This is a genomic window from Pseudokineococcus basanitobsidens (assembly GCF_037482545.1).
GTDB classification, from domain to species: Bacteria; Actinomycetota; Actinomycetes; order Actinomycetales; family Quadrisphaeraceae; genus Pseudokineococcus; species Pseudokineococcus basanitobsidens.
This window is the reverse complement of sequence record NZ_JBBIAA010000002.1, coordinates 288335-313845: the sequence shown is the minus strand read 5'-3', so window position 1 is coordinate 313845 and position 25511 is coordinate 288335. Positions and strand designations below refer to the sequence as shown.

Genomic DNA, 25511 nt, shown 5'->3' with positions numbered 1-25511 from the left:
TCCTGCGGTCGGGTCGTGGCGGTGACGGGTCGGGGCCGCACCGGGACGTCGGTCAGGACGTCGTGACGATGAGCGCCAGCCACGTGACGAGCGGCGCGACGACGACGAGCCCCATGCCGAGGATCATCAGCGAGCGGAAGATCCTGTCGCGCTGCGCGGGCTCGGAGTTCGCGACGACGAGGGCGCCGTTGGTCGAGAACGGGCTGCAGTCCACGACCGAGCTGGAGATGGCCAGCGCGACGACGAGGCCGACGGTGCCGATCTCCCCGGCCAGCAGGAACGGCACGGACAGCGGGATGAGCGTGCCGAGGATGCCGGTGGTCGAGGCGAAGGCCGACACGAGGGCGCCGATGAAGCAGATGACGAGCGCGGCCAGCAGCGGGGTGCCGAACCCGGCGACGGCGTCGCCGAAGCGGTCGATCGTGCCCTGCTCGTCGAGCAGGGCGACGTAGGTGACGATGCCACCGATGAGCAGGACGGTGCCCCAGCTCACCTTGTCGACGGCGCCCTTGGCCGAGGCGGGGAAGACGAGCGTGAGCACGACGGCGACGGCCAGCGCGGTGAACCCGACGTCGAGCCCGAACGCGAGCGCGAGGACGGCCAGGAGCACGAGCCCGGCGAGGGTGAGGCTGCGCTGGAGGTCGAGGGTCGGCGTCGGCGCGTCGTCCGCCGTGGTGTCGGCCTCGCCCCCGCGCCCCCCGGAGCGACGCAGCCGCTCGCCGCGCTCGACGAGGGCGTCGGGGGTGCCCGTGACCGGGGTCCGCGTCGCCGCGCCGCTGGCCGCCATCGCCGCCGAGGAGAGGTCGGCGCCGACGGCCTCGCGGTCGAGCCGGCCGCCGTCGAGGTCCCGGTTCCGCAGGACGACGTAGGCGATGACGCACATGACGAGCGCGGTGACGAGGCTGCCGAGGAACAGGCGCAGCGGGAAGGCGTCGAAGTCGTTGTCCGCCACGACGCCGTTGGTGATGACGCCGAAGACGCCGATCGGGCTGAAGGACCCGGCCGTCGCGCCCTGGACGACCATGAACCCCATGAGCACCGGGTTGATCCGGTTGCGCACCGCGAAGGACATCGCGACCGGCGCGATGATGGCGACGGCCGCCGGCGTCACGGCGCCGATGGCGGTGATCGCGCCGGCGACGAGGAACATCGCCCACGGGATGAGCGACACGCGGCCGCCGACGAGCCGGACCGCGGCGTGCACGATCCAGTCGACGGTGCCGTTGTTCTTCGCCAGCGCGAAGAGGTAGGTGACCCCGACGAGGATGACGAAGAGGCTCGCCGGGAAGCCACCGAGCACGTCGGCGACCTCCACGTCGAAGACGGTGGTCCCGACGACGAACGCGGCCACGAGCGCGAGCGCGCCCATGTTGACGGGTCGCACGGTGGCGACGAGGAAGACGGCGGCCAGGACGAGCAGGCCGATGAGGTCAGCGGACACGGGCGGGCACCTCGGTTCGACGGTGAACGGCGGCGGAGCGCGCCCTCGGTGGCGCAGTGGCCTAGCCTCTGGTCCAGCGAGGCTGGATGTCAACGTCGAGGACGACGTCGGCGCGGCGCGGGCGCCGGCGGCGGGCGAGGAGGTGCGCGGTGGCCGAGGGCACGGGAGCGGCCGGGCGTCCGCGCGCCGGGCTCTCGCGCCTGCGCCGCCCGCGCCTGTACGAGCAGCTGGCCGACCACATCACCGCGTTCATCGAGGCGCAGGGCCTGTCCCCCGGCGAACGCCTGCCGCCCGAGCGGCTGCTCGCCGAGCAGCTGGGGGTCAGCCGGGCCACGCTCGCCCAGGCGCTCGTCGCCCTGGAGGTCCGGGGGGTGGTCGACGTCCGGCACGGGGAGGGCGCCGTCCTGCGCGAGGCCGCCGCGGCCTCCGACCTCGAGGCGGCGCTGTCCGCCCACGGGCCGGACGAGCGCGACCTGGCGGACGCCCGGACCACGGTCCTGGCGGCCCTCGTCGCGCTGGCCGCCGAGCGCGCGGACGAGGCGGTCCGCTCGGTGCTGCTCGCGACCGCGGACGAGGGCGCCGCGCAGCCCACCCCGGCGCCCCGGGACGTCGCCGCCGCGCTCGTGCTCGCGGCCGCCGCCTCGCCGACGCTCGAGCGCCTCGCCCGCGCGCTGGGCGCCGAGCCGGTGCTCGCCGCAGCACCGCCGCAGGTGTGGCGCGCCGTCGCCGCCGGCGACGTCGCCGCAGCCCGCGAGCACGGGCTCGCCCTGGCCTCCCGCGACGAGGCCCCGGAGGTCGACGTCCCGCGCGGGTAGCCGGTCCGCCCCGTCCGCGCCCGGCCCACCTCAGAGCGGCGGCCGCCACCCCCGCGCGGCGCCGCCGCCGCTCCCCTCCGGCGGCCCGGCGTCCTGGCGGCTGCCGGGGTCGTCGACCGGGGGCAGCGCCCCGCCCGTCACCGACGGGCCGATGACGGCGCCGAGCACCCCGGCGTTGGGCAGCCGCAGCACGCCCTCGCGCGTGCGCAGCAGCTGGTGCGTCAGCGTGGCGCCGAGGACACGCCCCTCGAGGACGCCGCCGGTCGTCCCGCCGCGCAGCCGCACCAGGTCGCCGACGCCGTACGGCCGGGTGAGCAGGAGGACGACGCCCGCGACGACGTTCCCCAGCACCTGCTGCAGCGCGATGCCCACGACGACGCCGGTCAGCGCGCCGCCGACGAGCAGGCTGCCGAGCGAGACGCCGAGCGCCGCCAGCACGACCAGGACCGTCAGGGCGCTGCCCACCGCCAGCGCGGCCGTGGACGCCAGCGCACCGGCGGCCTCGCCGCTGCGCCGCTCGACGGCGGTGGCCAGGCCCGCCGCCGACGTCCGGACGAGCGCGACCATCGCGGCGAGCAGCACCACCGCGGCGACCACGGCGACGACGACCTCCTGCGACGTCCCCGCGAGGTCCCCCGCCGTCTCGGCGACGACCGACGCCGCGACGGCGACGAGGGCCGGGACGGCGTAGCGCCACAGGCGCGGGGCGATGCGGCGCGACGGCCCGGAGCGGCCGCCCGGGACGCCGTCGGGCGTCACTCCCACTCGATGGTGCCCGGCGGCTTGCTCGTGACGTCGAGGACGACGCGGTTCACCTCGTCGACCTCGTTGGTGATGCGGGTCGAGATGCGCGCCAGCAGGTCGTGCGGCAGCCGCGACCAGTCGGCCGTCATGGCGTCGTCGGAGCTGACGGGCCGCAGCACGACCGGGTGGCCGTAGGTGCGCCCGTCCCCCTGCACGCCGACGGAGCGGACGTCGGCGAGCAGCACGACCGGGCACTGCCAGATGGAGCGGTCCATGCCCGCCTCGGTGAGCTCCTCGCGCACGACCGCGTCGGCGGCCCGCAGGACCTCCAGGCGCTCGCGCGTCACCTCGCCGACGATGCGGATGCCGAGGCCGGGACCGGGGAAGGGCTGGCGCGCCACGATGGCCTCGGGCAGCCCGAGCTCGGCGCCGACGGCGCGCACCTCGTCCTTGAAGAGCGTGCGCAGCGGCTCGACCAGCTCGAACTGCAGGTCGTCCGGCAACCCGCCCACGTTGTGGTGGCTCTTGATCGTCGCCGTCGCGCTGGTCCCGCCGTGCACGGCCCCGCCCGACTCGACGACGTCGGGGTACAGCGTCCCCTGGACGAGGAAGCGGACCTCGGCCCCCTCCTCGCCGGCCCGCGCCACGAGGCCGGCGGCGGCGCCCTCGAACGACCGGATGAACTCGCGCCCGATCGCCTTGCGCTTCTCCTCCGGGTCGGTCACGCCGGCGAGCGCGGCGAGGAACTGCGTCTCGGCGTCCACGACGACGAGGTCGACGCCCGTCGCCTCGACGTAGTCGCGCTCCACCTGCTCGGCCTCGCCGGCGCGCAGCAGCCCGTGGTCGACGAAGACGCACGTCAGCTGGTCGCCCACCGCGCGCTGCACGAGGGCCGCGGCGACGGCGGAGTCGACCCCGCCGGACAGCCCGCACACGACCCGGGCGTCCCCGACCTGGGCGCGGATGCGCTCCACCTGCTCGTCGATGACGCCGGCCGTCGTCCAGCCCGCCGGCACGTCCGACCCGCGGAGGAAGTTCTCGATCACCTGCTGGCCGAAGGTCGAGTGCTTGACCTCCGGGTGCCACTGGACGCCGAAGAGCCGCCGCTCCCGGTCCTCGAAGGCCGCGACGGGTGCGCCCGGCGTGGAGGCCGTGACGGTGAAGCCGGGAGGGGCGCTGCGGACCGCGTCGCCGTGGCTCATCCAGACGCTCTGCGTCTCCGGCTGCCCGTCGAGCAGCACGCTGCCGGGGGCGGCGTCCGTCTCCTGCACGGGCTCGAGCTGGGCGTCCGTCCCGCCGTACTCGCGCAGACCGGTGCGGGCCACGTCGCCGCCGAGCGCGCGCGCCATCGCCTGGAAGCCGTAGCAGATGCCGAGCACGGGGACCCCCGCCTCGAAGAGGTCCGCCTCGACGAGCGGTGCCCCGTCCGCGTACACCGACGACGGACCGCCGGACAGGATGATCGCCGCGGGGTCGCGGGCCAGGAGCTCGGCCACGGAGGCGCTGGCGGGGACGACCTCGGAGTAGGAGTCGGCCTCGCGGACGCGCCGGGCGATGAGCTGGGCGTACTGGGCGCCGTAGTCCACGACGAGCACGGGACGGGACGTCCGCGCCCCGGGCGGCAGCCCGTCGACGGACGCCGGCCCGGCGCCCGGCGCGGCGGCGGCCCGCTGGCCCGGCAGCGGCTCGGCCTGCAGCCCGCTCGGTGCGTCGTCGGGACCGGGGGCCCCGGGGTCGGCGGCGCTGGGGTCGCCGGTGGCCTCGCGGGTGGGCTCGCTCACGCGCGCCAGGCTAGTGCGGGCGTCCGACGGCGGGGGCCGCCGACGCTCAGCGCCGTCCGGCGGCGTCGCCCGGCCCCAGCGAGCGCAGCAGCGCCCGCACCTCGCGGGTCACGCGGTGCTCGACGACGAACGAGACGAACGGCACGACGCCGGCCAGGACGAGGCCCAGCAGGCGCGTCGGCCCCCAGCGCAGCCGCGACCACATGTCGACCACCGTGACGAGGTAGACGATGTAGATCCACCCGTGCGCGATGGCCACCCAGCTGCCGAGGAGCTCCGGGCCGAAGACCTCGCGGACGACGAGCTGCACGGTGACCACCAGCAGGAACACCCCGGTGACGATCGCCATCACGCGGTAGCGGGTCAGCGCGGGCCCGAGGCTCGCCTCGCGCAGGCGGCGCTCGCGGGCCGCGCCGGGCGCGGCCCCCGACGACGGAGGGCTGGACGGGGAGCTCACCGGGAGGCCTCCTGGGGGCGGCGGTCGGCCGGGTCGGTCCCGGCGCGCGGGTCGTGCGTCTGGTGGGCGGCGTGCGCGGCGAGCCGCTCGTCCGCCTCGTCCTCGGCGCGCTCGCGCTCGCGGCGGCGGACGTCGTGCACGACGCGCAGCCACATGAGGACGGCGAAGCCGGCGAAGACCCACCACTGGAAGGCGTAGGAGACGTTCTGGAGGTTCGTGCCGGTCTCGCGCTGCGGCGGCGGCACGGCCCCGAGCCCGGCGAGGGGCTCCTGCGGCACGAGGTAGCCCGCGTAGATGGGGCCGCCCCAGACGTTGAGCAGGTCCGCCGAGCTCGCGGTCGCCAGCTCCCCGGCCGGCAGCCCCGCGGTCCCGCGCGGGTCCTGCGAGACGGCCAGCTCCCCGGTGACCTCGACGTCCCCGACGGGCGCGGCCGGCAGCGGCTGCCCCGCCGGCAGGAAGCCGAGGACGACGGGCAGCCGGGCCGGCCCGGCGCCGTCGGACGCCGTGCCGTCCACGTCGAGCGCGGCGATCACCCACGCGCCGTCGCCCGCACCGCCGTCGGCCGCCCGGTCGACGACGCGCTGCGACGGGACGTCGGCCCAGGTGCCCGTGGCCGAGACCGGGCCGGCGACGGCGTCGGCACCGAGCTGCTCCTGGGGGGCGAGCACCTGCGAGATCGGCACCACGGCACGCTCCGGCGGCGCCTGGTCGGCCGACCGGGCACGGCCGATCTGCCAGGAGCCGAGCTCGGCGAAGACGACGGCGAGGCCGAGCGCGAGGGCGAGCAGCGCGAGCATCCGCGGGCGCAGCGCCGTCCGCACGGGGCTCTCCTGCGGCGCGGGGCGGGCCTCACCGGTGGGCACCCCTCCACGGTACGGACCCTTCCTGGGCGCGGGCCCAGCGCTCCCCCCGGGGCCGGGGGCGCTCAGCGGCCCGTCGGGTCCAGCTCGTGGAAGCCGACCCCGGTGAGGCGGACGGCCTCCTCCCACAGCCAGCGGGCCATGTCGACGTCCTGCGCCCGGGCGGAGGTGCCGACGCGCACCGGCGGGCCGCTGCGCTCCCCCGCGCCCGAGGGGCCGTAGTACTCCCCGCCCACGACGTCGGGCGCCGTCGCGGCGCGCAGGACCGGCCAGGCGCCCTGCTCGGCGCTCTGCATGACGAGCTCGCCGACCTTGCCCAGCCCCCGGCGCACCGGTGCGGGCAGCCGGCCGAGCGGCCCCCCGGTGAAGAGGTTGGTCGCGGAGATGCCGGGGTGGGCCGCCACGCTCAGCAGCTCGCGGCCCGCGCGGTCGGTGCGCCGGTCGAGCTCGAGCGCGAACATCAGGTCGGCGAGCTTGGACTGCCCGTAGGCGCTCCACGCCTCGTACCGCTTCTCCCGCATCAGGTCCCGCGGGGTGATGCGGCCGAAGCGGTGCGCCACGCTGGACAGGCTCACGACCCGCGGGCGCCGTCCCGCGGTCTCGCTCTGCAGCAGCGGCCCGAGCAGCCGCCCGGTGAGGGCGAAGTGGCCGAGGAAGTTCGTGCCGAGCTGGAGCTCGAACCCGTCCTGCGTGCGCCCGTGCGGCACGGCCATGATCCCGGCGTTGTTGACGAGCAGGTCGAGCCCGTGGGCGCCGAGGGTCGCGGTGAGCCGGGTCCCGAGGTCCGCCACGCTGGCCAGCGACGCCAGGTCGAGCATCTGCAGCTCGACCTGGGCCTCCGGCGCTCGCCGGCGCACCTCGGCGACCGCCGCGTCGCCCTTCTCCTTCGAGCGGGCCGTCATGACGACGCGCGCGCCGGCGGCCGCCAGGACCGCCGAGACCTCGAGCCCGAGGCCGGAGTTGGCGCCCGTCACGAGCGCCGTGCGCCCGGACTGGTCCCCGACCTGCTCGGGCGTCCACGCGCCGGTCGGCCCGGGCGCGGGGGTGGGGGCGTCCGTCTCGCTCGTCATGGGCCCACCCTGCCAGCCGGCTCCGGGGCGGCGACCGGCGACCGGCGTGCCGTGCCCCGAGCAGCGGTGCGCCGCGCCGGTCAGGCCGGCTGGTACGGGCTGACGACGACCTCGCAGCGCTGCATCTCCTTGAGGTCGGAGTACCCGGTCGTCGCCATGGCCCGGCGCAGGGCGCCGACGAGGTTCGTCGTCCCGTCGGCCGTCCGCCCGGGACCGGTGAGGATCTCCTCCAGCGGCCCGGCCGTCCCGACGTGCACCCGCTCGCCGCGCGGCAGCTCGGTGTGGTGCGCCTCCGGCCCCCAGTGCCACCCGCGGCCCGGGGCCTCGACGGCGCGGGCCAGCGCCGTCCCCAGCATCACGGCGTCCGCCCCGCAGGCGATGGCCTTCACCAGGTCGCCGGAGCGCCCGACGCCGCCGTCGGCGATGACGTGCACGTACCGGCCCCCGGACTCGTCGAGGTAGTCCCGGCGGGCCCCCGCCACGTCGGCGACGGCGCTGGCCATCGGCGGGTGGATGCCGAGGGTCGTGCGGGTCGTGCTCGCCGCCCCGCCGCCGAAGCCGACGAGGACGCCGGCGGCACCCGTCCGCATGAGGTGCAGCGCCGCGGTGTGCGACGCCGCGCCGCCGACGACGACGGGCACGTCCAGCTCGTAGATGAACTTCTTGAGGTTGAGCGGCTCGGTGCGGCTCGAGACGTGCTCGGCGGACACCGTCGTGCCGCGGATGACGAAGAGGTCCACGCCGGCGTCGACGACCGTCTTCCACAGCTGGGCCGTCCGCTGCGGGCTCAGGGCCCCGGCGACGGTCACCCCGGCCTCGCGGACCGTCCGCAGCCTCAGCGCCACCAGCTCCGGGTCGATCTCGCGGGCGTAGATCTCCTGCATCCGGCGCGTCGCCTCCGCCGCGGGGAGGCCGGCGATCTCGGCGAGCAGGGGGTCCGGGTCCTCGTAGCGCGTCCACAGCCCCTCGAGGTCGAGCACCCCGAGGCCGCCGAGCCGGCCCACCGCGACCGCCGTCGCCGGGGACGTCACCGAGTCCATCGGCGCCGACAGCACCGGGACCTCGAAGGCGTAGGCGTCGATCTGCCAGGAGGTGGACACGTCCTCCGGGTCGCGGGTGCGCCGGCTCGGCACCACCGCGACGTCGTCGAAGGAGTACGTCCGGCGTCCGCGCTTGCCGCGCCCGATCTCGATCTCGCTCACGCCCGGAGGCTAGCGGCGCCCGTAGTTCGGCGCCTCGACCGTCATCTGCACGTCGTGGGGGTGGCTCTCCTTGAGCCCCGCCGGGGTGATGCGCGTGAAGCGCCCCCGCTGCTGCAGCTCGGGCACCGTGCGGGCGCCGGTGTAGAACATGGACTGCCGCAGGCCGCCGACGAGCTGGTGCGCCACGGCCTGCAGCGGGCCGCGGTAGGGCACCTGGCCCTCGATCCCCTCGGGGATGAAGGCGTCGTCGTCCACGTCGCCCTGGAAGTAGCGGTCCTTGGAGTACGAGCGCGCGCGCCCGCGGGTCTGGGCGGCGCCGAGCGAGCCCATGCCGCGGTAGCCCTTGTACTGCTTGCCGCCGATGAAGACGAGGTCGCCCGGGCTCTCGTCGCAGCCGGCGAGCAGCGACCCGAGCATGACGGCGTCCGCACCGGCGACGAGCGCCTTCGCGATGTCGCCGGAGTGCTGCAGGCCGCCGTCGCCGACGAGCGGCACCCCGGCCGGCCGGCACGCCTGCGACGCCTCCCAGATCGCGCTGATCTGCGGCACCCCGACGCCCGCGACGACGCGCGTCGTGCAGATCGAGCCGGGCCCGACGCCCACCTTGACCCCGTCGGCGCCGGCGTCGACGAGCGCCTGGGCGCCCTCGCGCGTCGCCACGTTGCCGCCGACCACGTCCACGTGCGCGGCGGCCGGCTCGGCCTTGAGCCGCGCGACCATGTCGGCGACACCACGGCTGTGGCCGTGCGCGGTGTCGACCACGAGGACGTCGACGCCGGCGTCCACGAGCGCCATCGCGCGCTTCCACGCGTCGTCGAAGAAGCCGACGGCCGCCCCCACGCGGAGGCGGCCGGCGTCGTCCTTGGTGGCGAGCGGGTACTGCTCGCTCTTCGTGAAGTCCTTGACGGTGATGAGACCGCGCAGGCGGCCGGCGTCGTCCACGATGGGGAGCTTCTCGACCTTGTGCTGCCGCAGCAGCTGCATCGCCGTGCCCCGGTCGGCCCCGACGGGCGCGGTCACCAGCGGCATCGGCGTCATGACCTCGCGCACGAGGCGGGTGTGGTCGGCCTCCCAGCGCAGGTCGCGGTTGGTGACGATCCCGACGAGCACCCCGCCGCCGTCGACGACCGGGAGCCCGGAGACCCGGTAGCGCGCGCAGGCCGCGTCGACCTCCGCGAGCGTCGTGCCGGGCGTCGTGGTCACCGGCGCGGTGATCATGCCGGCCTCGGACCGCTTGACGAGGTCGACCTGGTCGGCCTGGTCCTCGACGGAGAGGTTGCGGTGCAGGACGCCGAGACCGCCCTGGCGCGCCATGGCGATGGCCATCCGCGACTCGGTGACCGTGTCCATCGCGGACGACAGCAGCGGGACGCGCAGCTCGACCCGACGGCTCACCCGGGTGCTCGTCTCGGCCTCGCTCGGCACGACGTCGCTCTCCCCGGGCAGGAGCAGCACGTCGTCGTAGGTCAGCCCCACCCGGGCGAAGGGGTCGGCGGGCGTGTCCGGCACGGAGGGCTCCCTGGGCGGTGGGGACGGCGTCACGCGCGGCGCTGCGCCCCTCGATCGTACGACCGCCCCCGGGGCCGGGACGACGACGCGTCGCCCCGGTCCGGCCGCGTCAGCGCACGAGGCCGGCGCGGAACCCGATGGCGACGGCGTGCGCGCGGTCGGCCGCCCCCAGCTTGCGGAAGAGCCTGCGCGCGTGGGTCTTCACGGTGTCCTCGGACAGGAAGAGCTCCTTGCCGATCTCGCCGTTGCTGCGACCCCGGCTCATGCCGGCGAGGACCTGGTGCTCGCGCTCGGTGAGCACGGGCACCTCCTCGCCGCGGCCCGCGGCGACGGCACTGCGACGCGCCTCGCTCACGGCGAGCGCGTGGTGCAGGACGGCGGTGAGCTCGGGCGTGCTGGGCTCGCGGACGAGGATGGCGCAGGCCCCCGCGGCCATCGCCGCGCCGCCCGTGTCGCCGTCGCCGGGCGCGACGACGGCGATGACGGCGGTCTGGGGGCGGGTCTGCATCCAGGAACGGACGTGCTCGCCGGCGCGCGGGTCGGCGCACGACATCACGACCACGTCCGGCGGGCCGCCCGGAGCGGTGCGGGCGGCGACGCCACCACCGGCCGCGCCCGCCGTGCGGGAGACACCGGGGACGGAGCCGACCTGGCGGCGCAGCGCCTCCCGGGTGGGGAGGACGTCGTCGCAGACGAGCACGGTGGACACGGGTACCTCCGGGTTGTCGACCGCGGGCGCGGTCTTCTTGCCCCGTTGATCGGCACCCGGGGCCCCGGACCTGAGCAGCACCTGCACCGGCGACCGACCGGCCGGGGGCCGCCGCCTCGTGGGCGTCGGGGCCGGGGCCGGGGCGAGGGCTCTCGTCGCGGCGTCGCGACGCGGTGCCGGCGTCCGGCCGGCTGCGGGTGTCCCGTGGCTCATGCCGCAGGTTCGTGGCGCGGCGTCCCCCGGATGGGGTACGGGGGCGCTCAGGCGGACGCGACGGCCGCCACGACGTCGCCGAGGTCGGCGACCTCCTCGGACCCCGGCACCACGGCCGCCTCCCAGCCCCGCCCGACGAGCACGACGCGCGCCCCGCGCGGGTCCACGAGCCGGGCGGTCTCGTCGACGCGGTCGGCGGGGACGGGCGTGTCGGCGACGAGGAGCAGGGTCGTCGCGTCGACCTGCTCGGCGACGGCAGCGGCCCGCTCGGCGGGATGGGCGCCCGGCAGGACGGAGCTGGCGACCCCGTGCTCGCGCAGGGCCGCTGCGACGACGTGGGCGAGGAGGTCGGCCGCGGCGGCGGGAGGCCCGGCGGCCGGCTGCGGCGGGTCGGCCGCGCAGGGGCTCAGCACCAGCGTCCGGGCGGGCCCCTCGCCCACCCCCCGCGCGCCGTCGTCCGGACCGCCCTCCGCGGCGCTCCGCAGCGCCTGCAGCAGGGCGGCCTCCAGGACCAGGGCCGGGGACCGGCCCGGCGCCACCGCGCCGACCCGGTCGGAGAGGACCTGAAGCACCGGGCGCACGAGCGAGGTCCACGTCTCGAGGACACCCCCGACGGCCGTGTGCGCCTCGAGCTGGCGGGCGCACTCGGCCTGCTCCAGGGCGCTGGCCGCCCGGGCCAGCGAGCGCACCGACGGCGTCGTCGTCCACGCCGGCGGCGGCCCGCGCCGTGCTCCGGCGCCCGGCCCGCCGCTCCCGGTCGTGCCGGAGGTCGTCCCGGCGGTCGCGCCGGCCGTCGCCGGCACGGGCGCCTGCAGGGCGACCCGGGCGGCCTCGGCGGGCGAGTACCCCTCCAGCGTCATGCGCCGCATGACCATGAGGCGGTCGAGGTCCGCCAGCGAGTACTGCCGGTGGGCGCCCGCGGTGTGCGCCGAGGGACCCAGGCCGTAGCGCCGCGCCCACGTGCGAAGGGTCGCCGGCGCGACGCCGAGCCGCCGGGCGACGGCTGCGACCTTGAGCGTCGGGGACGCGTCCGGTGCCACCTCCGGGTTCGGCGCCGCCGCCGCGACGGACGGGTCCGCCTCGCCGTCGTCGGGGACCACCACCGCACGTCCCTCCTCGTCACCGCTCGGACCGCCCCCCGGCTCGCCGTCGACCCCGCGGGAGGGCGGGGAGGCGACGGCGGCAGCGGGGGGCACGTCGCCAGGCTGGCCGCTCGGGGCGCCCGCGGCCACCCGGCGCGCCGCACGGCGCTCTCCCGACGACGGGATCACGACCCGTCGGCGACCGCCCCCTGGCACACGCCTGGCAGCGGGCTGAACAACTCCGAGGAGGTGCGGGGAGGTCCTTGAACAACTTCTGGAACGGTTGTAGCGTCCACGCCATCGACACCGCGTCGGGCCCTCCCCGGGTCCGGGCGACCGGCACCGCCCCGCTCGGGGCACGACCTGCAGGAGCACCCCATGGCTGAGATCTCACGCCTCCCCGGCCCCGTCGCCGACCTGTGGGAGTGGCAGATGCAGGGCGCCTGCCGCGAGGCCGACGACACCCTGTTCTTCCACCCGGAGGGCGAGCGCGGCCCGAGCCGCCGCAACCGCGACAACGCCGCCAAGGCCGTCTGCGGGTCCTGCCCCGTCGTGCGGCAGTGCCGCGAGCACGCGCTCGCCGTGCGCGAGCCCTACGGCGTCTGGGGCGGCATGACCGAGGACGAGCGCGAGGCCGAGTACTCGCGCCGCCGCAGCGGGGCGCGCACCCTGCCCCTCGCGAGCTGACCTCGCCGCAGGCCGCCTGCCGGCGCCGCACGCACGAGAGCCCCGCACCTGGTCAGGTGCGGGGCTCTCGTGCGTGCGGCTCGGTACGGGGTCAGTGGCTGTGCCCGTGCCCCGCCGGCGCCTCCTGGCGCTCCTTCTTCTCGACGACGAGCGTCTCGGTGGTCAGCACCAGCGAGGCGATCGACGCCGCGTTGACGAGCGCGGAGCGGGTCACCTTGACCGGGTCGATGACGCCGGCCGGCACGAGCTCCTCGTACTCCCCGGTGGCGGCGTTGAGGCCCTGCCCGCCGCCGAGGGTCCGGACGCGGTCGACGACGACGTAGCCGTTCAGACCCGCGTTCTCGGCGATCCAGCGCAGCGGCTGGTCGACGGCCCGGCGCACGATCCCGACGCCGACCGCCTCGTCGCCGGTCCGCCCGAGGTCCCCGTCCAGCGCGGAGGCCGCCTGCACGAGCGCGGAGCCGCCGCCCGCGACGATCCCCTCCTCGATGGCCGCACGGGTCGCCGAGACGGCGTCCTCGATGCGGTGCTTCTTCTCCTTGAGCTCGACCTCGGTGGCCGCGCCGACCTGGATGACGCAGACGCCGCCGCCGAGCTTCGCGAGCCGCTCCTGGAGCTTCTCGCGGTCCCAGTCGGAGTCCGTGCGCTCGATCTCGGCCCGGATCTGGTCGGCGCGGGCCGCGATGTCCTGCGCCCCGCCGCCGCCGTCGACGAGCGTCGTGTCGTCCTTCGTCACGACCACGCGACGGGCGGAGCCGAGGACGTCGAGGCCGACCTGGTCGAGCTTGAGCCCGACCTCGGGGCTGACGACCTGGGCACCGGTGAGGACGGCGAGGTCCTCCAGCATCGCCTTGCGGCGGTCCCCGAACCCGGGGGCCTTGATCGCGGCGGCCGTGAAGGTCCCGCGGATCTTGTTGACGACCAGCGTCGACAGCGCCTCGCCGTCGACGTCCTCGGCCACCACGAGCAGCGGCCTCGAGGTCTGCAGGACCTTCTCCAGCAGCGGCAGGAGGTCGGCCACCGCGCTGATCTTGGTCGAGCTGATGAGCACGTGGGCGTCCTCGAGGACGGCCTCCATGCGGTCGTTGTCGGTGACGAAGTGCGGCGACAGGTAGCCCTTGTCGAGCTGCATGCCCTCGGTGAACTCGAGGTCCATCGCCGTGGTCGAGGACTCCTCGACCGTGATGACGCCGTCCTTGCCGACCTTGTCGAACGCCTCGGCGATGAGCTCGCCGATGACGCGGTCCTGGCTGGAGATCGCGGCGACGTGGGCGATCTCGTCCTTGCCGTCCACGTCGCGGGCGGCGCTGCGCAGCGCCTCGCCGACCGCGGTGACCGCCGCGTCCATGCCGCGCCGCAGCGCGTCCGGGGAGGCGCCGGCCGCGACGTTGCGCAGGCCCTCGTGCACGAGCGCCTGCGCGAGGACCGTCGCCGTCGTCGTGCCGTCGCCGGCGACGTCGTTGGTCTTGGTGGCGACCTCCTTCGCGAGCTGGGCGCCGAGGTCCTCGTACGGGTCCTCGAGCTCCACCTCGCGGGCGATCGTCACGCCGTCGTTCGTGATCGTGGGTGCGCCCCACTGCTTGTCGATGACGACGTTGCGGCCGCGGGGGCCGAGCGTCACCTTGACCGCGTCGGCGAGCGCGTCGACGCCGCGCTCCAGCGCGCGTCGCGCGTCGTCGTCGAACTGCAGGGTCTTGGCCATGCTGCTCCGTCCTGGGGGTGGTGCTGGTGGGTGCTGCCGGGCGTGCGCTCGCGGCACGGTGGCGTGCGGACGCACGAGCGCCCCGGGGACCGGCGGGCCGGTCCGCCGGGGCGGTCGTGGTGGCGCCGGTGGGCGGTGCGCGTCAGCGGGGGGACGCGCTCACCCGGCGGGCGCCGGCGGGTGCTGCGTCGTCAGGAGACGACCGCGAGCACGTCGCGGGACGAGAGGATCAGCAGGTCCTCGCCGCCGTAGGTGACCTCGGTGCCGCCGTACTTGCTGTAGATGACCTTCTGGCCGACCTCGACGTCGACCGGCACGCGCTGGCCGTTGTCGTCGACGCGGCCCGGGCCCACCGCGAGGACCTCGCCCTCCTGGGGCTTCTCCTTCGCGGTGTCCGGGATGACCAGACCCGACGCGGTCGTCTGCTCGGCCTCGACGGCCTTGACGACGATGCGGTCCTCGAGCGGCTTGATGGAGACCGACACTGTGCGGACCTCTCCTTCGTGGGGCTCCCCCGAGGGAGCCGGTGACGTGGGCAGGCGCGGGTGGGTCCGTCCGCCGTCGCGGGGGTCGGCCGGCCCTGCCGTGCGCCGTCCCGACTCTAGAGCGGCGGTTAGCACTCGGTCAATCGGAGTGCCAGGACGCAGGGCCTCCGCCACGCCGTGCCCACCCGGGCCGCCGTGGCAGCATCACCGTCGTGGAGGATCCCGCCGTCGCCGGGCTCGCGGCGGTGCTGACGCCGGCCGGGCTCGCCCTCCTCGACGCGCTGCCGCCCTACGGGGAGGTGGACGGGCTCGTGCTCGGCGAGCGGCTGCGGGCGCAGGGCCACGACCCCGTGCTCGTCGCGGCCGCCCTCACGCAGAGCCGGCTGCGCGCCCGGGCACGCGCGAAGTTCGGCTCCTTCGCCGACGACATGCTCTTCACCGCGGCCGGTCTCGAGCAGGCGACCCGGCTGCCCGTCGCGGCCCGGCACGCGCACCGCTTCGTGGCCGCGGGGCTCGCGCGCGTCGCCGACCTGGGCTGCGGCGTCGGCGGGGACGCGAGCGCCCTGGCCGGCCTGGGTCTCGGCGTGCTCGCGGTCGACTCCGACGAGCCCACCGCGGCCGTGGCCGCCGCCAACCTCCGCCGCTTCCCCGACGCCCGCGTGCGCTGCGAGGACGTCACCGCCACGGACCTCGACGGCGTGGACGGCGTCTGGCTCGACCCCGCGCGGCGGGACGAGCGGGGTCGACGGGTGCTGGACCCCCGCCGCGCCAGCCCCCCGCTGTCCTTCGCCGAGGGGCTCGCGCGCGAGCGGCCCGTCGGGGTGAAGGTGGCCCCCGGCATCGACCACGACCTCGTGCCCGCCGGGTGGGAGGCCCAGTGGACGTCGGTCGACGGCGACGTCGTCGAGGCGGCCCTGTGGAGCGGCGCCCTGGCCCGGCCCGGCGTGCGGCGCAGCGCGGTCGTCGTCCGCGGGGGGACCGCCGCGGTCGTCGACGACACGGCCGACCCCTTCGCCGCCTCCGCGCCACCGGTGGGCCCCGTGGGCCGGCACCTGTACGAGCCCGACGGCGCCGTCGTCCGCGCCGGTCTCGTCGGCGCGGTCGTCGCCGCCCTCGACGGCCGCCTCGTCGACCCCTCGATCGCCTACGTCACCGCGGACGCCCGCCTCGAGCTCCCGTCGGCGACCGGCTACGTCGTCGACGAGGTCCTGCCCTTCGGGCTCAAGCCGCTGCGCGCGCGGCTGCGCGAGCGCGGCGTCGGACGGCTGACGATCAAGAAGCGGGGGACGGCCGTCGAGCCCGAGGAGCTGCGCCGGCGCCTGCGCCTGTCGGGCCCCGAGGAGGCGGTCGTCGTGCTGACGCGCGTCGCCGGCCGCCAGAGCGCGCTGCTGTGCCGGGCGCTGCCGACCCCGGGGCGGGCGACGCCCGACGCAGGGGGCTGACCCGCCCGGTCGCCGCCCTCAGCCCCCGACGAGGACGGTGCCGACGGGCAGCGACGAGTCGCCGCCGAGGTCGGCCGGCGACGGCGGCAGACCGCGGGCGACCACCTGGGCGCCGAGCGCGGCGACCATGGCGCCGTTGTCGGTGCACAGGCCCAGCCGGGGGACGCGCAGCGCGATCCCGGCCTCGGCGCAGCGCTGCGCGAGGAGCTCGCGCAGCCGCGGGTTCGCCGAGACGCCGCCGCCCAGCAGGAGGGAGTCCAGGCCGTGCACCCGGCACGCGTCGACGGCCTTGCGGGTGAGGACGTCGACCACGGCCTCCTGGAAGGAGGCCGCGACGTCCTCCACCGGCACGGTGCGCCCGGCGGCCTCGCAGGCCCGGACCCAGCGCGCGACCGCGGTCTTGAGGCCGGAGAAGGAGAAGTCGAAGCGGTGCCGCTCCAGGTCCCGGGCCGAGGTGAGGCCACGGGGGAAGGCGATCGCGCGGGGGTCGCCGTGCTCGGCGGCGGCGCTGATCGCCGGGCCGCCCGGGTACGGCAGGCCGAGCAGCCGCGCCGTCTTGTCGAACGCCTCGCCCGCGGCGTCGTCGACGGTCTCGCCGAGGAGGCGGACGTCGGAGGCGATGTCGACGACGTGCAGCAGCGAGGTGTGCCCGCCGGAGACGAGCAGCGCGGCGCACGGCGTCGGCAGCGGCCCCCCGTCGAGCGCGCAGACGGCGACGTGCGCGTCGAGGTGGTTGACGCCGTGCAGCGGCACGCCCAGCGCCCACGCCAGCGCCTTCGCGCCGCCGACCCCGACGAGCAGGGCCCCCGCGAGGCCGGGCCCGGCGGTGACCGCGACGGCGTCGACGTCCGCCAGCGTCACGCCGGCCTCCTCGCACGCCCGCCGGACCGTCGGGACGAGGGCCTCCAGGTGCGCGCGGCTCGCGACCTCGGGCACGACGCCGCCGAAGCGCGCGTGCTCCGCGACGCTGCTCGCGACGACGTCGGCGAGCAGCGTCGTCCCGCGCACCAGGCCGACACCCGTCTCGTCGCAGGACGTCTCGATGCCGAGCACCAGGGGCCCGCCCCCGGCCGTCACAGGGCGTCCTCCAGCGAGCCACCGCGCCGGCGCGCCCGCTGGACGCGGGAGCGGACGAACAGCACGAGCACGACGGCGACGACCGCGACGAACAGGTAGTCGACGTAGCCCGCGTACTGCTCCACCCGCTCGAACTGCGACCCCAGGGCGTAGCCGCCGCCCACGAGCAGCCCGTTCCACAGCAGCGACCCCGCGGCGGTGAGCAGCACGAAGCGCACGAGCGGCATCCGGGTCGTCCCCGCCGGGACGGAGACGAGGCTGCGGACCCCCGGCAGCAGCCGCCCGACGAAGACCGACGCGCCGCCGTGGCGGTGGAACCAGTCGACGGCGTGCTGGACCTCCTCGCGGTCGACGAAGGGCACCTTCGCCATCCACGTGACGGCGCGCTCCTCGCCGAAGGCACGGCCCACCCCGTACAGGGCGAGCGCCCCGACGACGGAGCCGAGGGTGGCCGCGACGAGCGCCAGGACGAGGCTCATGCCGCCCTGCGCGGCGATGAAGCCGGCCAGCGGCAGCGTCACCTCGCTGGGGATCGGCGGGACGACCGTCTCCAGCACGGTGGCGACGAAGACGCCCGGCTCGCCGATCCAGGCGATGAAGCGGGCGAGGGCACCGGACAGGCCGGTGAGACCGCCCACCGCGTCGTCGACGGAGCCGGCCGAGGAGGCGGGCACCAGGAGGGCGGTGGTCATCGGGCGGGCGCTCCAGCCGTGTCGGCAGCGGTCGTCGGTCCGTCGTCGGCGCGGGGGCGTCGGCGCAGGACCAGCGCGTCGGCGCCGCTGCCGTAGTAGTCGCGGCGGCGGGCGAGCAGCTCGAACCCGTGCCGCGCGTACAGCCGCCGGGCGGCGGCGTTCGTCGCGTCGACCTCGAGGAGCAGCGCCGCGGCGCCGGCCCGCTCGGCGTGCTGCTCGCACGCCCGCAGGAGGGCGTCCCCGAGGCCGCGGCCACGGGCGGCCGGCGCGGTCGCGACCGTCTGCACGTCGGCGTCCGGCCCGGCGGCCGCGACCCCCGCGTAGCCGAGGAGGACCCCGTCCGCGTCGCGCGCGCACCAGTAGGCGCGACCGTCGGCGGCGAGCTCGGACCAGAACGTCTCCGCGCTCCACGCCGTCGGGCCGAAGACCTGCGCCTCCAGCGCGGCGACGTCGGCGACGTCCCACCAGCGCAGCGTCCGCAGCGGGGGCGCGGACGACCCGGCCGCGACGCCGCCGGCACCCGTCACGGCGCCACCGACGCGGGGAGCGGCGGGGGCGTGCGGTCGGCGACCGCGACGGCGTCGGGACGCCGCAGGTACAGGGGTTCCACGGGGACGAGCCGCAGCGCGCCCCGCCCCGCGAGCGCCTCGGCCGCGACCCGCCCGACCCACGCCGCCGTGACGCCGAGGTCGGCGCGGACGTCGGCCGCCGGGAGCGACTCCGGGTAGAGGCCCGTACCGGGCCCCACCCACGCCGGCGCCTCGCCGGCCACGTCCCGCGCCGACCCGACGTCGGGGCCCGCGACGCGCCGCGGCCCGGCCGCACCGGGCCCGGCACCGTCCTCGGAGGTCGCCCGGCAGCTCTCGTAGGTCGCGTAGGTCGCCCAGTACACCTCGCGGCGCCGGGCGTCGGTGGCGACGCCCAGCCGGCCGCGGACCCCGTCCGCGGCCGTCGACCAGGCAGCGAGCGCGGCCGCGTCGAGGCTGCAGACGCCGTGCACCGGCACGTCGAGGGCCAGGCCGAGGACCAGCGCGGCGGCCATCCCGACCCGCAGGCCGGTGTAGGGGCCGGGACCGACGCCGACGGCCACGGCGGTGACGTCGGCCCGCCCGGCGCCGGCGGAGGCGAGCACCTGCTCCACGAGGGGCTGCAGCACCTCGGCGTGCCGGCGCCGGTCCGGCGACGCGGCCGCGGCCAGGACGACGTCACGCTCCAGCAGGGCCGCGCCCGCGGAGGCGGACGTGTCGAGGGCCAGCAGCACGGCACCAGGGTAGGTGCCGTGCCGCCGGCCCCCGGGTCGTGGCCCGTGACCGCCCCGCCCGGGTCCCGCGCGGTCGTGGGCCGGCGGGCTAGGTTCCCCGGGTGCACGGCAGCGCGGACGCCGACGGCGGCACGTCCTCCGGAGCCCGGCCCGTGGGTGCGGACGACGCGTGGCCGTCGCTGCTCGACGGCCGGGTGCCCGCGGACGTCGCCGGACCGGCGTCCGCGGAGCTCGTGTCCCGCTACGGGCCTCTGGTCGCGGCCGGGCCGCGGCTCGTCCTGGCCCAGCTCGGCCAGAGCCTGGACGGGTTCGTCGCGGCCCGCACCGGCGACGCCGTCTTCGTCACGGGCGAGGAGGACCGGCGGCACCTGCACCGGCTCCGGGCGCTCACGGACGCCGTCGTCGTGGGCGTCTCGACCGTCGCGGCGGACGACTGCCGCCTCACGGTGCGCGAGGTCGCCGGCCCCTCCCCCGTCCGCGTGGTCCTCGACCCCCGGGCCCGGCTGCCGCGCGGGGCGAGGCTGCTCGGCGACGACGGGCCCCGGGTGCTGTGGTGCGTCGGGCGGGCACGGGCGCCCGAGGCCGCCGCCGAGGGCCGGAAGGCCGAGGTCGTCGGCCTGCCGACCGCGGACGGACGCTTCGCCCCGGCGGAGGTGCTCGCGACCCTCGCGGCCCGGGGCCTGGGGCGGGTCCTCGTCGAGGGCGGCGGCCGGACGGTCTCCGCCTTCCTCGCCGCCGGCGTCCTGGACCGCCTGCTCGTCACGACGGCACCGCTGCTCGTCGGCGACGGCGTGCCGGGCCTGCGCTTCGCGGGCGAGGACCGCCTCGCCGACGCCCTGCGCCCACCCGCGCGGCGCTTCGCCCTCGGGGCGGACTCGTGCCTGGAGCTGGACCTGTCAGCCGTCCGCGGCCGGCGCCCGACCTGAGGCGTCCGCGCGGCCGGGGTCGTCGCCGCGCCCCGGGGAGCCGCGGCCGCCGCGCACGACGTCGCGCAGGAGGAGCAGCACCCCGGGGACCGCGGAGACCGCGACGAGCAGCCCGTAGGCGACCGCCGCCGCCACCCCGTCGGACGCCGCGAGCCCCGTCCCGGCGGCGGTCGCCCCGGTCACGACCTCGCGCGGGCCGAAGCCGCCGACGCTGACGGGCACGGCCATGCCCGCGAGCGCGGCCACGGCGAGGGCGACGACCTGGCCCGCGCCGAGCCCGTCGAGCACCTCGGTGGCGGCGACCGAGAACAGGAGCAGGAGCGGCACGACGGCGAGCACCGACCACCCCACGACGGCGAGCCGGGTGCGGCCGTCGACGCGCCGCAGGGCCGGGACGGCGACGCCGGCCGACACGAGCGCCGCCGCGCCGAGCAGCGCCCCGCCGACCCGGTGCACGGGCGCGACCGCGAGCGCGCCGGCGGCGAGGACGAGCGCGAAGCCGGTCGCGCGCTCCCCGAGGACCGCGGCGGCGCTGGCCCGCAGGCCGCCCTGGGCGGCGCCGCGCCCGCGCACGGCACGGGTGACGCTGCCCGCCACCCCGCTCGGCAGCAGGACGTCGAGCGCCTGGGCCCGCAGGTACTCGGCGAAGGCGCGGGTCCGCGTCATCGCGGCGGCGCCGGGGTAGCCGCGCAGCACCGCGCGCCAGCGCATCGACTGGGCGGCCGTGGCCGTGGTGCCCAGGCCTAGGGCCGCGACGACCGGCCAGGGAGCGAGGACCCTCGCCCCCTCCCGGAAGGGCTCGCCGCCGACGACGAGGACGACGGCGCCCAGCAGGAGCAGCGCCGCCGCGGTCCGCCAGGCGGCGCCCCACCGGCGGCGGGCGGCCGACCGGCCCGGCTGCTCGGGCGTGCCCGGCTCTCCCGCCGGCGGCGGCGCGGGCGGGGCGGCGGCGCGGTGCCGGCGGTCAGCCACGTCGGTCGTCGCCGGCGGGCAGGGCGAGCACCTCGACGTGGCCGACGACCGCGCCCAGCCGACCCGCGGCGACCTGGGCCTCGCGCTCGGCGGTCCAGGCGGCGGCCCGGTCGGCGAGGCCGGCGTCCTGCTCCACGGCGGCTGCCGCCCTCCCGCGCACCCAGGCGAGGAGCAGCGCGGCGTCGTCCGCGCCCGGCGGCCCGGCCGTCCCGAGGAGCCACGGGGAGGCCGCCGTGCGCACGCCGTGCCCCGCGGCGCGCAGCCGCTCCACGACGAGCGGCGCCGCGTCGGGGCCGAGCCGGCCGCCGCGGCGCTGGTGCGCGTCGAAGGCCGCGCCGAGCGCCGCGTCGTCGGGGTGCGGCGGGTCGAGCGCCACCTCGCCCGTCACCGAGAGCGAGAGCAGCAGCGGGACGTCGGCGGCCAGCGCCGCCCCCACGAGCACGTCCGCCTCCACGGGACGCAGCAGGTCGAGCAGGGCCGTCGCCGTCAGCAGGTCCACGCGGTCGGCGCCGGCCGCGCCACCCTCGCGCACGAGGCCTGCGGCGTCGTCGAGGTCCCCGACGACGCGGACGGCGCCGCCCCCCGTCGCGCCCGGCGTCCGGCCCGCGACGTCCAGGAGGTCGGCGTCGTGGTCGACGAGCGTCCAGCGCGTCGGGAGGCGGCCCGCCCCGGGCGTCCCCAGCCGCGCCGCGAGCCAGCGCGCGCCGGCGCCGGTCCCCGCACCGGCGTCGAGCACGTGCAGCGGACGCCCCGGACGGGGCTCCGACCGGCGGGACAGGTGCTCGCCCAACGCCGGCAGGAGCTCGTCGGCGACGGCGTCCCGGGCCCGCACGTCCGCGGGCTCCCGCAGCGCCAGCCAGTCGGGGGCCACGGGACGCTCCGGCGGGGGACGTCCTCCCCGGCCCCCCGCCGCCGTCACGGGACCACCCCAAGGGCCTCGGCGACCCGCCGTGCCGTGTGGTCCCACCCGGCCAGCCCGGCGCCCCGACGGCGGGCCGCCGACCGGGCCCGACCCAGCGGGCCGTCCGGGTCGCCGCCGGCCTCGAGCAGGCGGCGCAGCGCGGCGGCGAGCGCCGCCGGGTCCCCGGGGGCGACGACCGCGCCCGGCGGGTCCGCCGCGTCCGACCCCGGCGCGCCGACGCCGAGCACCTCCTCCGTCCCCGTCCCGGCGCCGACGACGGCGGGCACGCCCCGGGCGAGGCCCTCGGCGACCGCCATCCCCCACGTCTCCGCGTGGCTGGGCGCGAGCACGAGGTCCGCCGCGCTGCGGACCGCCTCGAGGGCGGCGCCGGCCAGCGGCCCCGTGAGGGCGACCCGGTCCTCGAGCCCCGCGGCGGCGACGGCGGACCGCACGCCGAGCGCGTAGCCGGGGTCGGCGGCGTCGTCCCCGACGAGCGCCGCCGTCCAGGGCAGGTCGACCACCTCGGCCAGGGCCGCCACGACGACGTCCTGGGCCTTCCGCGGCGAGAGGGTGGCCAGCTGCAGCAGGAACGGGGGCGTCGACCCGCGGGCGGGCGCCGCCGGGTCGGTCCCGGGCTCGGCCACGACCACGGGACCCCCGGCGGCTCGAGCGCCGGACGCCAGGTGCTCGGCCGCCCACCGGCTCGTGACGACGACGCCGCGCACCGCGGCGAGCGCCCGGTCCTCCAGCGCGACGAGGTCGGCGACGTCGTCCCCCGCCGCGGAGCCCGGGGCGCCGACGTGCTCGAGCGCCAGGGGCAGGTGCAGCAGCAGGTGGACGGCGGCGCCGGCGGCCGTGGCGGCCTCGAGCGCCTCCGGGGCGCCCGCCCCGACCAGCCCGTCGACGAGGACGGGCCCGCGGGCGTCGGCGAGCACCTCGGCCAGCCGCCGCCGGTCCCGCGCCGACCCGCGGGGCCAGGCGCCCTCGACGGGCACGACGCGGACGTCGACGCCGAGGTCCGCCAGGGCCCCGGCCAGCCGCCGGTCGTAGACCGTGCCCCCCGTCGGGGCGTCGAGGTCGCCCGGGACGACGAGCAGGACGGGGGGCCTGCGGCCGGCGACGCTCACGACGTCCCCGCGCCGTCCCGGCCCCGGAGGTCGACGCTGACCCCGGCGCTCGCGCGGGGGTTCTCCCGCAGGACGACGTCGAGGCGCGTCAGCGCGGGCAGGTGCGGCGCGAGCGCCGGCGCGGCCAGCAGCCGCTCGGCGACGTGACGCGCCACGACCTCGGTCGTCGACAGCACCCCCGCGAAGGCGGGGTGCTCGTCGAGGTCGCGGTAGTCGAGGTCCGCGAGGACGGCCCGCAGCGCCGAGGCCGCGGCCCCGAGGTCGAGCACGACCCCGGTCTCGTCGAGACCCGCCCGCCAGAACGTCGCGGCGACGTCGTAGGTCGCGCCGTGCGTGCGCTGGGCCGGCCCGAAGGAGGGGTGCGGCAGCGAGTGGGCGACCATCACGTGGTCCTCGACCGTCACCGCGTAGGTGGCGCCCGCGAGGGTCGGCGGCCCGCCGGCCTCGTCCCGGTCGGTCATGCGCTGGTCTCTCCTCGGTGGTCTGCGGGCCCGACGGCGGTCGCCGTCCCCTGCGACGACGAGCCCGGCGCCCGGGCCGTTCCCGCGCTCGTCCCGGCGGGGTGGTCGACGACGAGGCACGGCTCCACGGGGTCGCCGGCCGCCAGGCGGGCCATCGCCCCCGGCAGGTCGGCCAGCGGGACGGACGGTGCCAGCAGCGCGTCGAAGGCGTCGTCCGCCAGGGCGTCCAGGGCCAGCGCGAGCCGGTCCGCGGTCGTCCGGCGCACGCGTCGCGCGGGTGCGACGGCGCCGACCTGGCTGGCGCGGACGACGAGGCGCCGGGCGTGGAAGTCAGCGCCGAGCGCGACGGGCACCTCCCGGTCGCCGTACCAGGACATCTCGACGAGCTCCCCCTCGTCGCCGAGCAGCGCGAGCCCGCGGGACAGGCCGGCGCCGGACGCGGAGGCGTGGACGACGACGTCGCAGCCGCCGGCCGCCTCGTCGGGGTGCACGACGTCGACCCCGAGCCGCCGCGCGACCTCGGCCCGCGCGGGGTCGGGCTCGAGCAGCTGGAGGCGGGCGAGGGGGAAGGAGCGCAGCAGGGCCGCCACCGAGCCGCCGACCATGCCCGCGCCGATCACCGCCACCCGGTCGCCCCAGCGCGGGGCCGCGTCCCACAGGGCGTTGACGGCCGTCTCCACCGTGCCGGCGAGCACGGCCCGGCGGGAGGGGACGGCGTCCGGGACCGGCGCCAGCGCGCCGACCGGGACGACGAAGCGGTCCTGGTGGGGGTGCAGGCAGAAGACCCGCCGACCCCGCAGCTCCTCGGGGCCCTGCGCGACGACGCCGACCGCGAGGTAGCCGTGCTTCACGGGCGCCTCCGCGCTCGGGGCGCGCAGGTCGCCCACCTGGAAGGGCGCGCGCATCCGGTCGGCCACCGAGGCGGGGACGCCGCCGCGGTGCACGAGCAGCTCGGTGCCGCGGCTCACCCCGGTGTGGAGCGTCTCGACGAGCACCTCGCCGTCGGCCGGCGCGGGCAGGTCCTCGGTCCGCAGCTCGCCGCGACCGGGCCCGGTGGTCCAGTAGGCGGTGGCGCGCAGCGACGCGGCGGCGCGCGGTGGCGCGGTGTCGACCCCGGACCTGACCATCGTGCCGTGACCCTACGTGCGCGCCACGACCGTGTCCCCGCCCCGGGGACGCGCCCGGGGACCGCGGTGCGTGACGGCCTGGTGGCGGCCGCCGTCTCGGTGGCGCTCGGCGCGGGGCTCGCGGTCCTCGCCGGCACGGCGGTGGCCCGCGGGACGACCGCCGTCCTCGTCGGCGTCGCCGTCGTGGCGGTCGCCGCCGTCGCCGTCGGCTCGCGCCGGGACCGGTGGAGCGGGCCGGCCGACCGCGTGACGCTCGCGCGCACCGTCCTCGTCGGCGGCTGCGCCGGCGTCGTCGTCCTGGCTCTCGGCGGGGACCTGCCGGAGCGCTCGTGGTGGCTGGTCGCCCTCGCGGCCCCGGCCGCGCTGCTCGACGCGGTGGACGGAGCCGTCGCGCGCCGGACCGGGACGTCGAGCCCGGCGGGCGCCCGGCTGGACATGGAGGTCGACGCCGCGCTGCTGCTCGTGCTGTCCGTGGCCGCCGGCGCCGCGCTGGGGTGGTGGGTCCTGGCGGTGGGGGTGATGCGCTACGCGTTCGTCCTCGCCGGCCGCGGACGTCCGCAGCTGCGGGAGCCGTTGCCGTACAGCCTCGCGCGCCGCGTCGTCGCGGGCGTGCAGGCGGCTGCGCTCGTCGTCGCGCTGGTGCCTCCCGTGCCCGCGGCGCTCGCCACGGCCGTCGTCGCCGTCGCGCTCGCCCTGCTGCTGTGGTCCTTCGGCCGTGACGTCGTGGCGCTGGAGCGGCGCCGACGGTGAGACTCCCTCGACGGACGT

The 25511-nt window shown here is 77.9% G+C and carries 26 protein-coding genes; 5 read left to right on the top strand and 21 right to left on the bottom strand.

Annotation, left to right across the window (positions count from 1 at the left end; all coding sequences use genetic code 11):
• Positions 1-52: 52 nt before the first annotated feature.
• The gene (locus WDZ17_RS03790; RefSeq protein WP_339573791.1) at positions 53-1441 is read right to left on the bottom strand and encodes an SLC13 family permease; all 1389 of its coding nucleotides are present in this window, start codon (positions 1439-1441) and stop codon (positions 53-55) included.
• 149 nt (positions 1442-1590) lie between these two features.
• On the opposite strand from WDZ17_RS03790, the gene WDZ17_RS03785 reads away from it, so the two are divergent.
• Complete coding sequence (locus WDZ17_RS03785) at positions 1591-2256, top strand: FadR/GntR family transcriptional regulator (protein ID WP_339573790.1); 666 nt, start codon at positions 1591-1593, stop codon at positions 2254-2256.
• 30 nt (positions 2257-2286) lie between these two features.
• Here WDZ17_RS03785 and WDZ17_RS03780 read toward each other — a convergent pair whose 3' ends face one another.
• The 9 genes from WDZ17_RS03780 to WDZ17_RS03740 form a co-directional block, all read right to left on the bottom strand.
• Positions 2287-3015, bottom strand: coding sequence for a mechanosensitive ion channel family protein (locus WDZ17_RS03780; RefSeq protein ID WP_339573789.1), 729 nt, complete (start codon positions 3013-3015; stop codon positions 2287-2289).
• Positions 3012-4625, bottom strand: a complete 1614-nt coding sequence (gene guaA / locus WDZ17_RS03775) for a glutamine-hydrolyzing GMP synthase (protein ID WP_422631811.1) — start codon at positions 4623-4625, stop codon at positions 3012-3014. Before guaA ends, WDZ17_RS03780 begins: the two co-directional genes overlap by 4 nt.
• Positions 4626-4827: 202 nt before the next feature.
• A complete protein-coding gene (locus WDZ17_RS03770; protein WP_339573787.1) occupies positions 4828-5238 on the bottom strand; it encodes a DUF3817 domain-containing protein in 411 nt (136 codons plus the stop codon).
• Complete coding sequence (locus tag WDZ17_RS03765) at positions 5235-6101, bottom strand: SURF1 family protein (RefSeq protein ID WP_339573786.1); 867 nt, start codon at positions 6099-6101, stop codon at positions 5235-5237. The genes WDZ17_RS03770 and WDZ17_RS03765 overlap by 4 nt, the downstream gene beginning before the upstream one ends.
• 62 nt (positions 6102-6163) lie before the next feature.
• Positions 6164-7168, bottom strand: coding sequence for an oxidoreductase (locus WDZ17_RS03760; protein ID WP_339573785.1), 1005 nt, complete (start codon positions 7166-7168; stop codon positions 6164-6166).
• An 80-nt stretch (positions 7169-7248) separates the two neighbouring features.
• Positions 7249-8370 (bottom strand): GuaB3 family IMP dehydrogenase-related protein, encoded by a 1122-nt coding sequence (locus WDZ17_RS03755; protein ID WP_339573784.1) that lies wholly within the window; start codon positions 8368-8370, stop codon positions 7249-7251.
• Positions 8371-8379: 9 nt separating this feature from the next.
• Complete coding sequence (gene guaB / locus WDZ17_RS03750; RefSeq protein ID WP_339573783.1) at positions 8380-9879, bottom strand: IMP dehydrogenase; 1500 nt, start codon at positions 9877-9879, stop codon at positions 8380-8382.
• A gap of 109 nt (positions 9880-9988) precedes the next feature.
• Positions 9989-10588, bottom strand: a complete 600-nt coding sequence (locus tag WDZ17_RS03745; protein ID WP_339573782.1) for a helix-turn-helix transcriptional regulator — start codon at positions 10586-10588, stop codon at positions 9989-9991.
• Between the two features lie 260 nt (positions 10589-10848).
• Positions 10849-11997, bottom strand: a complete 1149-nt coding sequence (locus WDZ17_RS03740; protein ID WP_339573781.1) for a MerR family transcriptional regulator — start codon at positions 11995-11997, stop codon at positions 10849-10851.
• 264 nt (positions 11998-12261) lie between these two features.
• On the opposite strand from WDZ17_RS03740, the gene WDZ17_RS03735 reads away from it, so the two are divergent.
• A complete protein-coding gene (locus WDZ17_RS03735) occupies positions 12262-12570 on the top strand; it encodes a WhiB family transcriptional regulator (RefSeq protein ID WP_339573780.1) in 309 nt (102 codons plus the stop codon).
• 91 nt (positions 12571-12661) lie between these two features.
• Here WDZ17_RS03735 and groL read toward each other — a convergent pair whose 3' ends face one another.
• Positions 12662-14272, bottom strand: coding sequence for a chaperonin GroEL (gene groL, locus WDZ17_RS03730; RefSeq protein WP_339573779.1), 1611 nt, complete (start codon positions 14270-14272; stop codon positions 12662-12664).
• Between the two features lie 191 nt (positions 14273-14463).
• Positions 14464-14757 carry a co-chaperone GroES gene (gene groES, locus WDZ17_RS03725; RefSeq protein WP_339573778.1) on the bottom strand — a complete coding sequence of 98 codons (294 nt, stop codon included), beginning with the start codon at positions 14755-14757 and terminating at the stop codon, positions 14464-14466.
• Between the two features lie 212 nt (positions 14758-14969).
• On the opposite strand from groES, the gene WDZ17_RS03720 reads away from it, so the two are divergent.
• Complete coding sequence (locus tag WDZ17_RS03720; RefSeq protein ID WP_339573777.1) at positions 14970-16199, top strand: THUMP-like domain-containing protein; 1230 nt, start codon at positions 14970-14972, stop codon at positions 16197-16199.
• An 18-nt stretch (positions 16200-16217) separates the two neighbouring features.
• On the opposite strand, the gene tsaD is transcribed toward WDZ17_RS03720, so the two are convergent.
• From tsaD to tsaB, 4 genes are read right to left on the bottom strand one after another with little or no spacing between them, the layout of a single operon-like run.
• Entirely contained in the window at positions 16218-17276 is a 1059-nt protein-coding gene (gene tsaD / locus WDZ17_RS03715; RefSeq protein ID WP_339573776.1) for a tRNA (adenosine(37)-N6)-threonylcarbamoyltransferase complex transferase subunit TsaD, read from the bottom strand.
• Complete coding sequence (locus tag WDZ17_RS03710) at positions 17273-17968, bottom strand: DedA family protein (RefSeq protein WP_339573775.1); 696 nt, start codon at positions 17966-17968, stop codon at positions 17273-17275. Before WDZ17_RS03710 ends, tsaD begins: the two co-directional genes overlap by 4 nt.
• Positions 17965-18495 carry a ribosomal protein S18-alanine N-acetyltransferase gene (gene rimI, locus WDZ17_RS03705; RefSeq protein ID WP_339573774.1) on the bottom strand — a complete coding sequence of 177 codons (531 nt, stop codon included), beginning with the start codon at positions 18493-18495 and terminating at the stop codon, positions 17965-17967. The genes WDZ17_RS03710 and rimI overlap by 4 nt, the downstream gene beginning before the upstream one ends.
• Positions 18492-19226: a tRNA (adenosine(37)-N6)-threonylcarbamoyltransferase complex dimerization subunit type 1 TsaB gene (tsaB, locus tag WDZ17_RS03700; RefSeq protein WP_422631810.1), complete on the bottom strand. Its 735-nt coding sequence runs from the start codon at positions 19224-19226 to the stop codon at positions 18492-18494. The genes rimI and tsaB overlap by 4 nt, the downstream gene beginning before the upstream one ends.
• A 104-nt stretch (positions 19227-19330) precedes the next feature.
• On the opposite strand from tsaB, the gene WDZ17_RS03695 reads away from it, so the two are divergent.
• Positions 19331-20155: a RibD family protein gene (locus tag WDZ17_RS03695; RefSeq protein ID WP_339573772.1), complete on the top strand. Its 825-nt coding sequence runs from the start codon at positions 19331-19333 to the stop codon at positions 20153-20155.
• On the opposite strand, the gene WDZ17_RS03690 is transcribed toward WDZ17_RS03695, so the two are convergent.
• The 5 genes from WDZ17_RS03690 to WDZ17_RS03670 are packed head-to-tail and all read right to left on the bottom strand — an operon-like array spanning position 20126 to position 24743.
• Positions 20126-21127 (bottom strand): lysylphosphatidylglycerol synthase domain-containing protein, encoded by a 1002-nt coding sequence (locus WDZ17_RS03690; RefSeq protein WP_339573771.1) that lies wholly within the window; start codon positions 21125-21127, stop codon positions 20126-20128. The two genes, WDZ17_RS03695 and WDZ17_RS03690, sit on opposite strands and share 30 nt — an antisense overlap.
• A complete protein-coding gene (locus tag WDZ17_RS03685) occupies positions 21120-21998 on the bottom strand; it encodes a hypothetical protein (protein ID WP_339573770.1) in 879 nt (292 codons plus the stop codon). Before WDZ17_RS03685 ends, WDZ17_RS03690 begins: the two co-directional genes overlap by 8 nt.
• A gap of 44 nt (positions 21999-22042) precedes the next feature.
• The gene (locus tag WDZ17_RS03680) at positions 22043-23155 is read right to left on the bottom strand and encodes a glycosyltransferase (protein ID WP_339573769.1); all 1113 of its coding nucleotides are present in this window, start codon (positions 23153-23155) and stop codon (positions 22043-22045) included.
• Positions 23152-23616 carry a 6-pyruvoyl trahydropterin synthase family protein gene (locus tag WDZ17_RS03675; RefSeq protein WP_339573768.1) on the bottom strand — a complete coding sequence of 155 codons (465 nt, stop codon included), beginning with the start codon at positions 23614-23616 and terminating at the stop codon, positions 23152-23154. The genes WDZ17_RS03680 and WDZ17_RS03675 overlap by 4 nt, the downstream gene beginning before the upstream one ends.
• Positions 23613-24743 (bottom strand): dehydrogenase, encoded by a 1131-nt coding sequence (locus tag WDZ17_RS03670; protein WP_339573767.1) that lies wholly within the window; start codon positions 24741-24743, stop codon positions 23613-23615. Before WDZ17_RS03670 ends, WDZ17_RS03675 begins: the two co-directional genes overlap by 4 nt.
• A 66-nt stretch (positions 24744-24809) precedes the next feature.
• Here WDZ17_RS03670 and WDZ17_RS03665 point away from each other — a divergent pair, with 66 nt between their 5' ends.
• Positions 24810-25493 carry a CDP-alcohol phosphatidyltransferase family protein gene (locus WDZ17_RS03665; RefSeq protein ID WP_339573766.1) on the top strand — a complete coding sequence of 228 codons (684 nt, stop codon included), beginning with the start codon at positions 24810-24812 and terminating at the stop codon, positions 25491-25493.
• Positions 25494-25511: the final 18 nt, after the last annotated feature.

Bases quoted from the DNA above. Each gene is read 5' to 3' on its own strand.
- WDZ17_RS03760 (WP_339573785.1), bottom strand. From the start codon at position 7,168: ATGACGAGCGAGACGGACGCCCCCACCCCCGCGCCCGGGCCGACCGGC.
- WDZ17_RS03735 (WP_339573780.1), top strand. From the start codon at position 12,262: ATGGCTGAGATCTCACGCCTCCCCGGCCCCGTCGCCGACCTGTGGGAG.
- groL (WP_339573779.1), bottom strand. From the start codon at position 14,272: ATGGCCAAGACCCTGCAGTTCGACGACGACGCGCGACGCGCGCTGGAG.
- WDZ17_RS03710 (WP_339573775.1), bottom strand. From the start codon at position 17,968: ATGACCACCGCCCTCCTGGTGCCCGCCTCCTCGGCCGGCTCCGTCGAC.
- WDZ17_RS03675 (WP_339573768.1), bottom strand. From the start codon at position 23,616: ATGACCGACCGGGACGAGGCCGGCGGGCCGCCGACCCTCGCGGGCGCC.
- WDZ17_RS03670 (WP_339573767.1), bottom strand. From the start codon at position 24,743: ATGGTCAGGTCCGGGGTCGACACCGCGCCACCGCGCGCCGCCGCGTCG.